Source organism: Micromonospora sp. NBRC 110037 (assembly GCF_001652995.1).
In the GTDB taxonomy this organism is placed as follows: domain Bacteria; phylum Actinomycetota; class Actinomycetes; order Mycobacteriales; family Micromonosporaceae; genus Micromonospora; species Micromonospora chalcea.
Map to the genome: position 1 here is coordinate 21,355 of NZ_BBVA01000019.1, position 15,137 is coordinate 36,491.

The following is a 15,137-nucleotide window of genomic DNA, read 5'->3' on the forward strand; positions in this document are numbered from 1 at the left end:
CGAACCGAACCGCACCGGCGGACGCGACGACCTGTCCCGCTGGCGCGGCCGGGCCACCGACCCGGACGCCGACCGCAGCCGCGCCGAGGACTCCTCCCCGGCGGCGGTGGCCCGGCTCCGCGCCCGCAGCCGGCTCCTGCTGCGGCAACTGCTGCGCCCGCACCGGCGTGCGCTCGGGCTGGCGGTGGCGCTTCTGCTGGCCCAGAACGCCGCCGCGATGTCCGGCCCGTACCTGGTCATGCTCGGCATCGACCGGGGCATCGGGCCACTGCGGGCCGGTGATCCCGGCCCGCTGATCGCTGTCGCCGCCGCGTTCGTGGTGGCGACAGCCGTCGAGTACGCGGCCCGGCGCGCGTTCCTCACCCTCGCCGCCCGGATCGGCCAGGCCGTCCTGCTGGACCTGCGCCGACGGGTGTACGGGCACTTCCTCCGCCTCGACGTCGGTTTCCACGAGCGCTACACCTCCGGGCGGATGGTGTCCCGGCTGACGAGCGACCTGGAGTCGATCGCCGAACTGGTCGACGGGGGCATCGACAAGCTGGTGATGGCCGGGCTGTCGGTGCTGTCGGTGGCGGGCATCCTGCTCTGGCTGGACCTGCCGCTGGCGGCGGTGACGCTGCTCGCGTTCCCGTTCCTGTTCCTGCTGTCACGCTGGTTCGCGCGCGCGTCGGCGGGCGCGTACCGGCGTACCCGGGAGGCGGTGGCGCTGGTCATCGTGCACTTCGTCGAGTCGCTGCGCGGCATCCGGGCCGTGCAGGCGTACCGGCGGGAGCCCCGCAACGAGCGCATCTTCGCCGCCGTGAACGACGACTACCGGCGCTCCAGCCTGCGCGCGTTCCGGCTGATCGCGATCTACTCGCCGGGCATCCGGCTGATCGGCAACCTGACCACGGCGGTGGTGCTCGGGTACGGCGGCTGGCGGGTGCTGGGCGGCGGCGTCGAGGTGGGCGTGCTCGCCGCGTTCCTGCTCTACCTGCGCCGGTTCTTCGAGCCGATGGAGGAGTTGAGCCAGTTCTACAACGCGCTCCAGTCGGCGACCGCCGCGTTGGAGAAGCTGGCCGGGGTGCTGGACGAGCGCCCGGCGGTGGCCGAACCGGCGGATCCGGTGCCGCTGCCGGCCGGGCCGCCGCGCGGGGCGGTGACGTTCCGCGCCGTCGACTTCGGCTACCGGCGGCAGACGCCGATCCTGTCCGGCCTGGACCTGACCGTGCCGCCCGGGCAGACGGTGGCGCTGATTGGGCCGACCGGCGCCGGCAAGTCCACTGTCGCGAAGCTGCTGGCCCGGTTCCACGACCCGGACGCGGGCGCTGTCGACCTGGACGGGGTGAACCTGCGTGACCTGGCCGACGCCGAACTGCGCCGGGCGGTGGTGCTGGTGACCCAGGAGACCCACCTGTTCAGCGGATCCGTGGCCGACAACATCAGGTTCGGGCGGCCGGACGCGGACGACGAGGCGGTGGTCGCGGCGGCGCGGGCGATCGGCGCGCACGACTTCATCGCCGCGCTGCCCGACGGGTACGCCACGGACGTGCACCGGCGCGGCGGGCGGCTGTCCGCCGGTCAGCGGCAGCTCGTCGCGTTCGCCCGGGCGTTCCTCGCCGACCCGCGGGTGCTGATCCTGGACGAGGCGACCTCGTCGCTGGACGTGCCGACCGAGCGGTTGGTGCAGCGGGCCCTGCACAACGTGCTGCGCGACCGCACCGCCTTGGTGATCGCCCATCGTCTCTCCACCGTGGAGACGGCGGACCGGGTGCTGGTGCTCGACGACGGCCGGATCGTGGAGGACGGCCCACCGGCCGAGCTGATCGCCGCCGACGGCCGCTACGCCGCCCTGCACCGCCAGTGGCGCGACTCGCTCCTCTAGCTCTATCCTCCGACCCTCGTTGATCTTGCACTTGCGGCCCGAGGGATGCCCGAAAAGCGGCTTGTGCCGGGGCGGCAAGTGCAAGATCGGCGAGGACGCGCGGGGTGGGGAAAGTCGTGGAGTGCGGCAACCGGGCTGCCTACCATCGGCTGATGACCGACACGACGATCAGCGCCCGCGGCGGCGTCCCCGAGCGTCCGAGCCTGGACGGCATCGAGGAGACCTGGGCCCGCCGCTGGCAGTCCGACGGCACGTACGCGTTCGACCGTACGAAGGAGCGGTCGGACGTGTACGCGATCGACACTCCCCCGCCGACCGTGTCGGGCGAACTGCACATGGGGCACGTGTTCTCGTACACGCACACCGACACGGTGGCCCGGTTCCAGCGGATGCGCGGGCGCACGGTCTTCTACCCGATGGGCTGGGACGACAACGGGCTGCCCACCGAACGCCGGGTGCAGAACGTGTACGGCGTGCGTCCCGACCCGGCGCTGCCGTACGACAGCAACTGGCGGCCGCCGTCCGCGCCGGTGGACGACGCGGCCCGGAAGAACCCGACGGCGATCTCCCGGCGCAACTTCATCGAGCTGTGCGAACTGCTCACCGTCGAGGACGAGAAGGCGTTCGAGGCGCTGTGGCGGCGGCTCGGGCTGTCCGTGGACTGGTCGCTGACGTACACCACGATCGGGTCGGCGGCCCGCGCCGCGAGCCAGCGCGCGTTCCTGCGCAATCTGGCGCGGGGCGAGGCGTACCAGGCCGAGGCGCCGACGCTGTGGGACGTCGGGTACGGCACCGCCGTGGCGCAGGCGGAGCTGGAGGACCGGGAGCGGCCCGGCGCGTACCACCGGCTGCGGTTCACCGGGCCGGACGGCCGCGAGGTGCTGATCGACACCACCCGCCCGGAGCTGCTGCCGGCCTGCGTGGCGCTGGTCTGCCACCCCGACGACGAGCGGTACGCGGACCTGGTCGGCGCGTCCGCGCGTACCCCGGTGTTCGGGGTCGAGGTGCCGGTGCGCGCGCATCCGCTGGCGGACCCGGCCAAGGGCACGGGCATCGCGATGGTCTGCACGTTCGGTGACCTGACCGACGTGACCTGGTGGCGTGAGCTGCGGCTGGACACCCGCGTGGTGATCGGCCGGGACGGGCGGCTGCTGCCGGAGCCGCCGGCCGGCGTGCCGGCGGCGCCCTACGCGGCGCTGGCCGGGCAGACGGTGAACGGCGCCCGGCGGACGCTGGTGGAGCTGCTGGCCGACGCGGGTGATCTGGTCGGCGAGCCGCGCCCGATCACGCACCCGGTGAAGTTCTACGAGCGCGGCGACCGGCCGCTGGAGATCGTCTCGACCCGGCAGTGGTATCTGCGCAACGGCGGCCGGGACGCCGGCCTGCGCGAGGAGCTGCTGGCCCGGGGTCGGGAGCTGCGCTGGGTGCCGGAGCACATGCGGCACCGCTACGAACACTGGGTGGGCGGTCTCACCGGTGACTGGCTGGTCAGCCGGCAGCGGTTCTTCGGCGTGCCGGTGCCGGTGTGGTACCGGCTCGACGACACTGGCGAGCCGGACTGGACCCACCCTCTCACACCGGACGAGGCGACGCTCCCGATCGACCCGAGCAGCGAACCGCCGCCCGGATACGAGGAGTCGCAGCGCGGCGTGCCGGGCGGTTTCACAGGCGACCCGGACGTGCTGGACACCTGGGCCACCTCGTCACTGACCCCGCAGATCGTCGGCGGCTGGGAGACCGACCCGGACCTGTTCGCCAGGGTCTTCCCGATGGACCTGCGCCCGCAGGGGCACGACATCATCCGGACCTGGCTGTTCGCCACCGTCGCCCGGTCCCACCTGGAGCACGGCGCGCTGCCCTGGCACACCGCTGTGCTCTCCGGCTGGATCCTCGACCCGGACCGCAAGAAGATGTCGAAGTCCAAGGGCAACGTGGTCACGCCGATGGCGCTGCTGGAACAGAACGGCTCCGACGCGGTCCGCTACTGGGCCGCCAACGGCAAGCCGGGCATGGACCTCGCCTTCGACCCGGCCCAGGTCAAGGTGGGCCGGCGGCTGGCCACCAAGCTGCTCAACGCGTCGCGGTTCGCGCTCGGGCTGGGCGCCGCCGACGCACTGCGGGCCGCGGCGACCCAACCGCTGGACACCGCGATGCTCGCCGAACTGTCCGGCGTGGTCGCGACCGCGACCACCGCCTTCGACGGGTACGACCACACCGCCGCCCTGATGGCCACCGAGGCGTTCTTCTGGCGGTTCTGCGACGACTACATCGAGTTGGTGAAGGAGCGCGCCTACGGCACCGGGCCGGCGGCCGACTCGGCCCGGGCGGCGCTGGCGACCGCGTTGTCGGTGCAGTTGCGCCTGTTCGCGCCGGTGCTGCCGTTCGTCACCGAGGAGGTCTGGTCGTGGTGGCGGTACGGCTCGGTGCACCGCTCGCCGTGGCCGACCACGTACGAGGTGGGCCGCGCGACGCAGGCGCCGGGTGACCCGGAACTGCTGCGGCTGGCCGCTGACGCGCTGGGTCAGGTGCGCCGCGCCAAGTCGGAACGGAAGCTGTCGATGAAGGCGGACGTGCCGCTGGCCGAGGCGCTCGGACCGGCGGCGGTGCTGGACCAGCTCGGCACGGTCGCCGACGACCTGCGCGCGGCGGGCCGGATCGCGAAGCTGGACCTGCTGCCGGATCGCACCACCGAACTGGTCATCGCCTGCGCGTTCTGAGCGCCGCCGGCGATGTAAGGAAGGGCCCCTTCTTAACGCCTGGCGTTGTAGAAGGGGCCCTTCTTAACACCCCGAAGGGCCGGCCGGACCGGCCCGCGGCGGTGCATTCCTCAGTCGGCCGCGCAGGCCGCCTTGAGCTTGTCCCGGGCGGCGGTGAGATCCGCCCTGCTCGGCGCCTTGCCCGGCGCCTTGGCCCAGGCGTCGGCGAGGTCGGTCATCTCGGTCGCGACGCCCTTCACCGCGCTGTTCACCTCGTCGCTGTTGGTGAAGGCGTGCGTGTAGAGCGTGGCCGCGCCCGCCGAGTACTGCGCGCTGACCGCCGAGTGACCGGCCGGCGGGCCGATCTTCTCCGCCTCGGCCACCTCCTTCAGGGCGGCGGTGATGTCCTTCTCCGCCGTCGTGCAGGTCTTCCGGGTGGCCTCGTCGAGGCCCACCGGGGCCGGCGTCACCGGCGGCACGGACGTGGCGGCCGGGGCGGAGGGCGCCGCCGACCCGGCCGAGGGGGTGTCCTCGTCGTCGCCGCAGCCGGACATGACGATCATCGCCACCGCGGCCGGAGCGAGCAGGGCGAAGCGAGCTGAACGCACAGTGTTCTCCCCGTGTCGGTGTTCGTAGCCGCCGCAAACTAGCAGACCGGACACGGCAGGGCGGAACCCGTTTTCCGTCGCGAACGCCGGAAAACGGGTCCCGCCCTCCGGGCTCAGCTCGTCTCGCCGGCCACGCTGAACGAGCGCAGGCGGTCGATCGCCAGCACGGTGAACCCGACCGCCACCAGCGCGGTGAGCACCGCCGCGACCGGCACCGAGACACTGGTGCCGAGCAGCGGCGTCGGCGCCATCCGGTCGGCCAGGGCGATCACCCACTGCTGGATCGACAGCACCCGGGTGCCGCTGACGAACCGGCCCAGCAGGCCTTCCCAGATCAGCACGTAGACCAGGCCGAGCAGCACCGGCCGCCGGGTCACCAGGCTCAGCGCCAGGAACAGCGCCGAGTACGCCAGCGCGCCCGCCGCCGAGGCGGCGACCAGGGCGAGTCCGAGGCGTACCGAATCGGCGAGCACGCCCGCGACGTAGATCGGGACACCGACGGTGACCGCCGTGACGCCGGCCGCGACCGCCAGCTTCGGCAGCACGATCTGCCAGCGCGGCAGCGGCTTGGTGAGGATGTGCACGACGGTGCCGTCGTCGATCTCCGCGCCGAGCACGCCCGTGCCCACGATCAGCGCCACCACCGGCAGCACCACCGCCAGGCCGAGGCCGACGAGCACCGGCGGGCCCCACTGGCCGGGGTCGACGCCGAGCGACCGGCAGAGCACCGCCAGGCCGATCAGGATCAGCGGCAACGGCAGCAGCATGAGGAACCGGCTCCGGCCGAACAGGCCGCGCGCGGTGATCCAGGTGACTGTCGACATCATGCCTCCACCAGATACGAGAAGACGCTCTCCAGCGACTCGTCCTCCGGCAGGAGCTGCCGGACCCGGATGCCGTGCCGGAGCGCGATCCGGGGCAGGGCCCGGGTGAACGCGCCGTAGTCGCCGGCCTTGACGGTCAGGCCGGTGCGGCCCAGCTCGACGCCGGAGACCGACGCCTCGGCCATCAGCGCCACCGCCAGGGCGCGGTCGTCGGTCGAGCGGACCGCGAACACGTGCGGCCGGTTGGTCATCAGGCGACGGATGGTCCGGTAGTCGCCGGAGGCGGCCAGCCGGCCGGCGACCATCACCTGGACGGTGCCGGAGACCTGCTCGACCTCCTCCAGGATGTGCGAGCTGAACAGGATGGTCCGTCCCGCGTCGCCGAGCCGGTGCAGCAGCGCCATCATGTGCAGCCGCTGGCGCGGGTCCATCCCGTTGAACGGCTCGTCGAGCAGCAGCACCTGCGGGTCGTGCACCAGCGCGGCGGCGACCCGGGTGCGCTGCCGCATGCCCTTGGAGTAGGTGCCGATCCGGCGGGTCTGCGCGTCCTCCATCTCGACCAGCTCGATCGCCCGCTTCGTGGCGGCCTCCGGGTCGGGCAGCCGGTGCAGCTTCGCGCTGGCCAGCACGAACTCGTACGCGCTGAGGAACGTGTGCACCGCCTCGCGCTCGCTGACCAGGCCGAGCCGCCGGTAGACGCCGGGGTTGCGCCAGGTCGGCTCCCCGTCCAGCGTCACCGTGCCGCGCGACGGCGACAGGAAGCCCGCCATCATGTGCAGCAGCGTGGTCTTGCCGGCGCCGTTGGGGCCGAGCAGGCCGGTCACGCCGGGGCCGAGCCGCATGGTGACGTCGTTGACCGCCACCACGTTGCCGTACCAGCGGGAGACACCGGCCAGGTCGAGCGTGCTCGTCGCGGCGGCGGGCGCGCCGGCCGTCGACTGGGTGCTGATCGCCGTCATCGGGCGGCCACCTTCCGGTATCGCAGGAGCAGCAGGCTGACGCAGGCGGCGACCAGCAGCACGGCGACCGCGGCGTAGACCGGCCCGAAGTCGCCGATCGGCATGCCACCCCGTCCCTGGGTCAGCCGGTCGCCGAGCGCCCAGTTGCCCACGCCGCCGACGAGCGTCGGCGGGGAGGCGACGAAGGCCAGCTCGTTGATCGTCCGCGAGGGCAGGATGGACAGCACGCCGACGACCGGCGTGGTCATCAGGAAGACCGCCACGATGCCGCCGGCCGCGAACGCGCGCTTGCCGGTCAGCGAGGCGACGAGCAGCGCGATCGAGGCGAACACCACCGCCCAGAGCCCGGCGTAGAGCAGCCCGGGCAGCAGGTCGAGCAGTTCGTCCCACACCCCGCGTACGCCCCGGTTCGTGGTGAACGCGGCGCCGAGGAACATCACCAGCTGCGGGCCGCCGAGCAGCAGCCACAGCGCGGTGACAAGCGCCAGCAGCTTGGACAGCGCGTAGTCGCCGCGCGGCAGCGGCCGGGAGAAGTACAGCGGCAGCACGCCGCTGCGCAGGTCGCGGGAGACCAGCTCGGGCGCGGCCACCGCGGCGAAGAAGATGACCAGCCAGCTCATCGCGTCGGCGAACTGGGCGTACGTCATCACCACCTCGCCGATCTGGCTGCGCACCGCGGTGACGCCGGCGGCCACCACGGTCACCACGGAGACGACCAGCCACGGGAAGATCTTGGCCTTGGCGCTGCGGCCCAGCCCGAAGACGGTACGCACGCCGTGCAGGTAGAGCGCGCCGAAGACCTGCCGGCGGCCGAGCCGCGGGCCGGTGTAGCGCTGGTAGCCGATGTCGTGGATGACCCCGGTCGCGTCAGACATGGCTGGGCTCCCTCGCGGCGAAGAGTTCGGCCACCCGGTGCCGCCGCTGGTCCAGCCGGTGCAGCGGCAGGTCCAGCTCGGCGACCGCGCCGAGGATCTGGTCGTAGGTGGCGTCGTCGGCGAGCGGGACGAGCAGCAGCCGCCCGTCGCGGGTCACCGGCAGGTCGAGCGCGGCGAGCCGGGCGGCCAGGTCGTCGGTGCCCTCGCTCACCTCGACGGCGAGCACGTCGGTGGCGGTGGTCATGGCGGACACCCGGTCGGCGCGCAGCAGCCGGCCGCCGTCGATGGCGACGAGCGTGTCGCAGATCCGCTCCACCTCGCCGAGCAGGTGCGAGCAGACCACCACCGAGATGCCGAACTCGGTGCCGATCCGGTGGATCAGCGCGAGCATGGCGTCCCGGCCGGCCGGGTCGAGGCCGTTCGTCGGCTCGTCGAGCAGCAGCAGATCGGGATCGTGTACGAGCGCCTGGGCGAGCTTGACCCGCTGCTTCATACCGGTGGAGTAGCCACCGACGGCCCGGTGCCGCTCCTCGTGCAGACCGACGTGGCGCAGCGCCTCGGAGGCCCGTTCCCGGGCGACGGTGCGCGGCAGTCCGCTGATCCGGCCCAGGTGGGTGACCAGCTCGGCGGCGGACAGGTCGGGCGGGAGGGCGTCGTGCTCGGGCATGTATCCGACCCGGGCGCGGACCGCGGCCGGGTCGGTGGTCGGGTCGAGGCCGAGCACCTGTACCCGGCCGCTGGTCGGCGGGAGCAGACCCAGCAGGATCTTGATCAGGGTGGACTTGCCGGCGCCGTTCGCGCCCACCAGCCCGATGATCCCCGGCTCGACCGATACGGTGAGGTCGGTCAACGCGGTGACCCGGCCTCCGTACGTCTTGGTCAGCGACTCGGTCGCGAGCAGTGTCACGCCGTTCAGCGTAGAACTCCGGGGCCGCGCCGGAGCCCGTCCTGACCCGGGCGATCCCCTGATCCCTCGGCTCCGGGCCCCCTAGGTGACCGACGGGGTAGCGGCGTCGCGGGGAAGCTGCCACCGTGTGAGGCGACTCGACGGGGGGCGTCATGAGCGACGGTACGGACCGGCCGGCGGTGAGCGTGGTGGTGCCCACGTACAACTGCGGGGCCCACCTCGATCCGCTCGTCGCGTCGCTGTCGCGGCAGGGGCTGCCGCCCGGCGGATACGAGGTGATCTTCGCCGACGACGGGTCGACCGACGGGACGCCGCAGCGCCTGGACGAGCTGGCCGCTGCCGACCCGCACGTGCGGGTGCTGCGCCTGCCGCACTCGGGCTGGCCGTCGCGCCCGCGCAACCAGGGGCTGGAGCAGGCACGCGGCGAGTACGTCTTCTTCGCCGACGACGACGACTGGTTCGGCGACGAGGCGCTGGCCCGCCTGCACTCCTGCGCCCGGGCACACGACGCGGACATCGTCGTCGGACGGATGATCGGGCACCGGCGGGGCGTACCGCGGGAGCTGTTCCGGGAGAACCGGTTCGACGCCACCCTGGCGAACGCGCCGCTGGCCGACAGCATGACCTGTCACAAGCTGTTCCGGCGGTCCTTCCTCGACCGGCACGGGCTGCGCTTCCCGGAGGGCCACCCGCGACGCCTGGAGGACCACCGGCTGATGGCGGCGGCCTACCTGCTCGCCGAGCGGATCTGCGTGCTGGCCGACCACCCCTGCTACCACCACGCCCGCCGCGAGGACGCGGGCAACGTCACCGCCACCCGGATGGACCCGGCGGAGTACTACGCGGCGCTGCGGGCCGCGATGGACACCGTGGACGCCCACCGCCCACCGGCCGCGGCCCGCCTGCGGCTGCATCGGCGCTGGCTGCGCAAGGAGATGCTGAACCGGCTGCGCGGGCAGGCGCTGCTGAGCGCGCCGGAGCCCTGGGCCGGGCAGGTGGCGGACGAGGTGGGGCAGCTCGTGAAGGAGCGTGTCGCACCCGAGGCGATCGCCGGGGTGCCGCCGATGTACCAGGTGATCGCGCATCTCGCCGCGCAGGGGCGGATGGCCGACCTGCGCCGGCTGGCGGAGTGGGACGTGAGTGTCCGGGCGCACGCCGCCGTCGACCGGTGGCAGGTGGAGGGACGGACGCTGACCGTCGCCGTCTCCGCCCACCTGCGCGCCGGGGACGAGCCGCTGCGCTTCGACGACCGAGGGCTGCCGGTGCTCCCGGTGGCCGGGGCCGCGCCGGACGGTGTCGTGATGCGGGCCGGCGGGGCGAGGACCGACGTGGTGATCCGCCGCCGGGAGACCCGGGAGGAGTTCTTCCTGCCGGTCGACGCCACCACCGAGCCGGCCGCCGACGGCCGGGTCTGTCACCGCAGCACCGCCACCGTCGACTTCGCGGCGCTCGACGGCGGCCGGACCCGGGGCACCTGGGAGGTCCGGGCCCGGGTGATTCAGGCCGGGTGGGCGCTGGACGCGAACCTGCCGCTCGTGGTGCGCTGCGCGGCCGACGGCGGGCCGCCCCGGGTGGAGGATCCGCGCCGGCTCCGCGCCCGGATCCGGCGGGCGGTCCGGCGGATCCGGGATCGCGCGCTCGGCCGGTCGGCGCGCGTCGGCAGCCGTTCGCACGATCGACCGGCGGCGGCCCGGCGGTAAGGATTCGAAGACCCCGGTTCGTCCTCGGCACGATCGCCGGAACGCGCGATTACCGGGAGGCCGGGTGGCGCTCTCGACCGATCGCCGGTGGGCTGCGAAACTGTGTGCCGGCCGGTGAGTTGGGGGTTCGATGAGCAACGGGTGGCTGCTGCCCGAGGACGTTCTGCGGGATGCGCCGTCGTACGCGCCCAGACCCGCTGAGCTGGCCGATCTCCAGTTGTTGCTGAGCGGGGCGTACGCGCCGCTCACCGGTTTCATGAGCCGGGCCGACCTGACCTCGCTGAGCCGGCGCGGCCGGCTCGCCGACGGCACTCCGTGGCCGGTGCCGGTGACGCTCCAGGTGCCGGCCGCGCTGGCCGACGGGCTCGACCCGGCGGACCCGGCCCGCCGGGCGGTGGTGCTCACCGACGGCGAGGGCGCGCCGGTCGCGGCGATGGACGTGACGGACGTCTGGCCGGGCCGCGAGGGCCTGGTGGGCGTCGGTGGCACGGTGCGCCGCCTGGGCGACGGCGGCCACGGACCGTTCCAGCGCCTGCGGCGCGGCCCCGACGAGGTACGCGGCCTGCTGCCGCCGGGCCGGGTGCTCGGGGTCTTCGCCGACCGTCCGCTGCACCGCCCGCAACTGGCGCAGATCGCGCACGCGGCCCGCACGCTCGGCGCGCACCTGCTGGTGCTGATCCCGGTGGGCGAGGGGTCGACCGGTGGCCTGCCGTCCGAGGCGCTGGTGCGTACCGTGTTCGCCGCCCGCGACCGGATGCCCCCGGCGACGCTGGTGGCGGTGCCGCTGGCCCGCCGGCGTGACGAGATCAGCGACGCGCTGCTGCGGGCCCGGGTCGCCGCCGCGTACGGCGTGACCCACCTGCTCTCCACCGAGGGCATGCTCTCCGGCGCCGGCCTGCGTGTGCTGGTGCCCCGCGAGCTGGCCTACGACAACCGGGACGGGCAGTGGCGCTGGCGGGAGGACATCCCGCCGCGCAACCGCCGGCTGGCGCTGAGCGTGGAGGAGATCGACGACCTGCTGGACCGGGGCTTCCCGCTGCCCGAGTGGCACACCCCGCCGGCGGTGGCGAAGGAACTGGTCCGGGCCCGCCCGCCGCGGCGGTACCGGGGACTGGTGATCTTCCTGACCGGGCTGTCCGGCTCGGGCAAGTCGACGATCGCCCGGGGCCTGGCCGACGTGCTCCGTGAGCAGGGCGACCGCACGATCACGCTGCTCGACGGCGACGTGGTGCGGCGGGAGCTGTCCGCCGGGCTCGGGTTCAGCAAGTCCGACCGGGATCTCAACGTGCGCCGGATCGGCTGGGTGGCCGCCGAGATCGCCCGGCACCGCGGGGTCGGCATCTGCTGCCCGATCGCGCCGTACGCGGCGGCCCGCGCCACCGCGCGGGAGATGGCCGAGGCGGCCGGCGCGGGCTTCCTGCTGGTCCACGTGGCGACGCCGCTTGAGGTCTGTGAGCAGCGCGACCGCAAGGGCCTGTACGCCCGCGCCCGGGCCGGCCTGCTCACCGGGATGACCGGCATCGACGACCCGTACGAGGAGCCCACCGACGCCGATCTCGTGGTGGACACCTCGGACATCAGCGTCGAGGAGGCCATCGGGAAGGTGATGGAACACCTCACCGAGACCGGCTGGGTGGAGCCCCGCCTCCAGCCCGCCTGACCTTTCGGCCGCCGGACGCGTCCGGCCTGCGAGCACCTCGACCGCCGTCGTCCGGCCTTACGGACGACGGCGGTTTCGCATCGCCCCTCGCTGCGCGGTAGTGTTCGCCTTTGTTGGAACACGTTCGACCGCGTGAGCATCGCGGTCGGTGACGCTCGGAGGTGGGCCGGGATGCTGGCGCGGCAGCGGCAGACGGCGATCCTGGAACGACTGCGTCTCGCCGGCGGCGTCCGGGTCACCGAACTGGCCGCCGAGTTCGGCGTGTCCGACATGACCATCCGCCGCGACCTGGACACGCTGCACGAGCAGGGCCTGCTCGCCAAGGTGCACGGCGGCGCGACGCCCGCCGGTCCCGGCTCGACCGACGAGCCCGGCTTCCGCGCCAAGGCCGACCGCCAGTCCGCCGAGAAGGCGGCGATCGCCGACCACGCCGCAGGGCTGGTCCGGCCCGGCGCCGCCATCGCGCTCTCCGCCGGCACCACCACCGCCGAGCTGGCCCGGCGACTTGTCGACGTGCCCGGCCTCACGGTGGTCACCAACTCGCTGCCGGTGGCGGAGGCGCTGCACGTCGGCGGCCGGCCCGACCAGACAGTGGTGCTCACCGGCGGGGTACGCACGCCGTCGGACGCGCTCGTCGGGCCGCTCGCCGTGGCCGCGATCGCCGCGCTCCACCTGGACGTGCTCTTTCTCGGCGTGCACGGCATCAGCGAACGGGCCGGGTTCACCACGCCCAATCTGATGGAGGCGGACACGAACCGGGCGCTCGTGGCCGCCGCGGACCGGCTCGTGGTGCTGGCCGACCACACCAAGTGGGGCACCGTCGGCATCTCGTCGATAGTGCCGCTGGACGCGGCGGACGTGCTGGTCACCGACGACCGGTTGGCGCCCGAGGCACGACGGGTACTCGACGACAGGGTGGGCGAGCTGGTGACGGTGCCCGCGCAGAGGGGGGCGCAGTGAAGCGTACGCGGATCGCGCTGGCCGACGGCCGCGAGCTGATCTACTTCGACGAGCGGGACGACGCGGTCCGGGACCAGCCGGACCGGCGGGACCTGCCCCCTCCCCCGCCCGCCTCGCAGCTGCGGTACGACCCGCTGACCGACGAGTGGGTGGCGGTCGCGGTGCACCGGCAGACCCGCACGTTCCTGCCCCCGGCCGACCAGTGCCCGCTGTGCCCGTCCCGGGGCGACCGGCACAGCGAGATCCCGGCGCCCGACTACGACGTCGTCGTGTTCGAGAACCGGTTCCCGTCACTGAGCCAGCGGGTCGCCGACGAACCGGCCGAGATCACGCCGTTCACCCCGGTACGGCCCGGCCTCGGCAGGTGCGAGGTGGTCTGCTTCACCGACGACCACAACGCCTCGTTCGCCCGGCTCCCCCCGCATCGGGTGCGGACCGTGCTGGACGCGCTCGCCGACCGCACCGAAGCGCTGAGCGCGCTGCCCGGCGTGGAGCAGGTCTTCCCGTTCGAGAACCGGGGCGTGGAGATCGGGGTGACGCTTCACCACCCGCACGGGCAGATCTACGCGTACCCGTTCGTCACGCCGCGCACCCGCGACATGCTGGCCGCCGCCCGGCGGCACGCCGAGCGCACCGGCGGCAACCTGTACGCCGACGTGCTGGCCGCCGAACGCGCCTCCGGGGAACGGGTGGTGACGAGCAACGAGCACTGGACCGCGTACGTCCCGGCGGCGGCGCGCTGGCCGTTCGAGGTGCACGTGGCGCCGCACCGGCCGGTGCCGGACATCCCGGCGCTCGACGACGCCGAGCGGGACGCGTTCGGGCCGCTATACCTGGACCTGCTGCGTCGCTTCGACGGGCTGTTCGACCTGCCGATGCCGTACATCGCGGCCTGGCACCAGGCGCCGGTACGGATCGACAGGGAGCTGGGCCACCTGCACCTGCAGCTGTTCAGCATCCGGCGGGCCAAGGACAAGCTGAAGTACCTGGCCGGGTCGGAGTCCGGCATGGGGGTGTTCATCAACGACATCGCCCCCGAGCGAGCCGCCGAGCTGCTGCGCGCCGCATGAAAGGAAGGGCCCCTTGTTAACGCCTGCGGTAGAGAAAGGGCCCCTTCTTAACAACCGCAGCCCGGGCACGGGGGCGCGGGGGGCCCGGGACAGGACCCCCCGCAGGGAAGGGACGGCTGGCTGCGCTCAGCAGCCTCGAAGGTCGGCCGGCCGGCGCGCGGCGACGGCCCACCTTCACGGACGCGACTGGCATCTCGTCCACCCTGTCAACGAGAACGCACCGAGCGAGGTCACGCCGCCCCGACGGCCCTGAGGTGTTAAAAAGGGGTCTTGTGACGGATGTGTGGGTCGGGTGTTCATGGGCGGGGTAGTTCGGGTCGGTGGCCGCCGAGGCTGAGCATGGCCATGGCAATGAGGGCTTCGGATGAGTGGAAGCCGAAGGCCATGCGGGTGATGAGGCGGATCTTGGCGTTGACGGACTCGATGCGGCCGTTGGACAGGCCATGGGTGATGGCGGCGATGATCTGGTCGCGGTGACGGGTGACGCGTCGTTGTAGGTCGATGAAGATGTCGATGCGGCTGCGGCGGGCCCACCCGATCCATCGGTCGAGGGCCTCGACTGCGGCTGTCGGGCTGGTCTTGGCCAGGGTGAACACCAGTCGGAGGCCTTCTTTCAACGCCCAGGCCCGGTGCAGGCGGGGGTGGGTCTTGGCGATCCAGGCGAGTTTGGCCTGCTGGGCGTCGGTGAGGTTCTCCGGGTTCTTCCATAACGCCCAGCGGGTGTTCTTCAACTGGCGGGCCGTGCCGACGGCGACGCCGCGACGGCCGGCGCCACGGCCGGTGGCCTCGTTCCAGGCTTGGCGGCGAACCCTGTCCACGGCGTCGGTGGCCCAGGCCACGACGTGGAATGCATCGGCGCAGCGCACGGCGTTCGGGCAGCGCCGTCGGATAACGGTGGTGATCCAGTCCGCGCCGTCGGCGGACACGTGCGTGATCTTCGCGGCCCGCTCATCGCCGAGCAGGTCGAAGAACGCGTTGAGGGTCGCCGCGCTCTTGCCGGGCGAGGCCCAGACC

Annotated in this window: 12 protein-coding genes; 6 read left to right on the forward strand and 6 right to left on the reverse strand. The window is 73.3% G+C overall.

The annotated features are described in order from the left end of the window. The first annotated feature begins 31 nt into the window (after positions 1-31). The gene (locus A4R25_RS30010; protein WP_231915671.1) at positions 32-1,864 is read left to right on the forward strand and encodes an ABC transporter ATP-binding protein; all 1,833 of its coding nucleotides are present in this window, start codon (positions 32-34) and stop codon (positions 1,862-1,864) included. A gap of 152 nt (positions 1,865-2,016) precedes the next feature. Further along, the gene (gene valS / locus A4R25_RS30015) at positions 2,017-4,581 is read left to right on the forward strand and encodes a valine--tRNA ligase (protein ID WP_064448854.1); all 2,565 of its coding nucleotides are present in this window, start codon (positions 2,017-2,019) and stop codon (positions 4,579-4,581) included. Between the two features lie 110 nt (positions 4,582-4,691). Here valS and A4R25_RS30020 read toward each other — a convergent pair whose 3' ends face one another. From A4R25_RS30020 to A4R25_RS30040, 5 genes are all read right to left on the reverse strand, one after another. Then, the gene (locus A4R25_RS30020; protein WP_197495002.1) at positions 4,692-5,129 is read right to left on the reverse strand and encodes a hypothetical protein; all 438 of its coding nucleotides are present in this window, start codon (positions 5,127-5,129) and stop codon (positions 4,692-4,694) included. Positions 5,130-5,281: 152 nt separating this feature from the next. Next, positions 5,282-5,992: an ABC transporter permease subunit gene (locus A4R25_RS30025; RefSeq protein ID WP_064448849.1), complete on the reverse strand. Its 711-nt coding sequence runs from the start codon at positions 5,990-5,992 to the stop codon at positions 5,282-5,284. Beyond that, positions 5,992-6,951, reverse strand: coding sequence for an ABC transporter ATP-binding protein (locus A4R25_RS30030; protein WP_064448850.1), 960 nt, complete (start codon positions 6,949-6,951; stop codon positions 5,992-5,994). The genes A4R25_RS30025 and A4R25_RS30030 overlap by 1 nt, the downstream gene beginning before the upstream one ends. Further along, on the reverse strand, positions 6,948-7,826 hold the full coding sequence (locus tag A4R25_RS30035; RefSeq protein WP_043328381.1) for an ABC transporter permease: 879 nt from the start codon (positions 7,824-7,826) through the stop codon (positions 6,948-6,950). Before A4R25_RS30035 ends, A4R25_RS30030 begins: the two co-directional genes overlap by 4 nt. After that, positions 7,819-8,733 carry an ABC transporter ATP-binding protein gene (locus A4R25_RS30040; protein WP_064448851.1) on the reverse strand — a complete coding sequence of 305 codons (915 nt, stop codon included), beginning with the start codon at positions 8,731-8,733 and terminating at the stop codon, positions 7,819-7,821. The genes A4R25_RS30035 and A4R25_RS30040 overlap by 8 nt, the downstream gene beginning before the upstream one ends. Before the next feature lie 152 nt (positions 8,734-8,885). Here A4R25_RS30040 and A4R25_RS30045 point away from each other — a divergent pair, with 152 nt between their 5' ends. From A4R25_RS30045 to galT, 4 genes are all read left to right on the forward strand, one after another. Next, positions 8,886-10,433, forward strand: coding sequence for a glycosyltransferase family 2 protein (locus A4R25_RS30045; RefSeq protein ID WP_064448852.1), 1,548 nt, complete (start codon positions 8,886-8,888; stop codon positions 10,431-10,433). A 130-nt stretch (positions 10,434-10,563) separates the two neighbouring features. Then, positions 10,564-12,093, forward strand: coding sequence for an adenylyl-sulfate kinase (gene cysC / locus A4R25_RS30050; protein WP_043328378.1), 1,530 nt, complete (start codon positions 10,564-10,566; stop codon positions 12,091-12,093). 171 nt (positions 12,094-12,264) lie between these two features. Continuing rightward, positions 12,265-13,053, forward strand: a complete 789-nt coding sequence (locus A4R25_RS30055; protein ID WP_043328376.1) for a DeoR/GlpR family DNA-binding transcription regulator — start codon at positions 12,265-12,267, stop codon at positions 13,051-13,053. Next, the gene (gene galT, locus A4R25_RS30060; protein WP_064448853.1) at positions 13,050-14,123 is read left to right on the forward strand and encodes a galactose-1-phosphate uridylyltransferase; all 1,074 of its coding nucleotides are present in this window, start codon (positions 13,050-13,052) and stop codon (positions 14,121-14,123) included. Before A4R25_RS30055 ends, galT begins: the two co-directional genes overlap by 4 nt. Before the next feature lie 296 nt (positions 14,124-14,419). On the opposite strand, the gene A4R25_RS30065 is transcribed toward galT, so the two are convergent. Next, positions 14,420-15,137, reverse strand: a 718-nt coding sequence (locus A4R25_RS30065) for a transposase (protein WP_197495001.1), incomplete at its 5' end; no start/stop codon positions are given.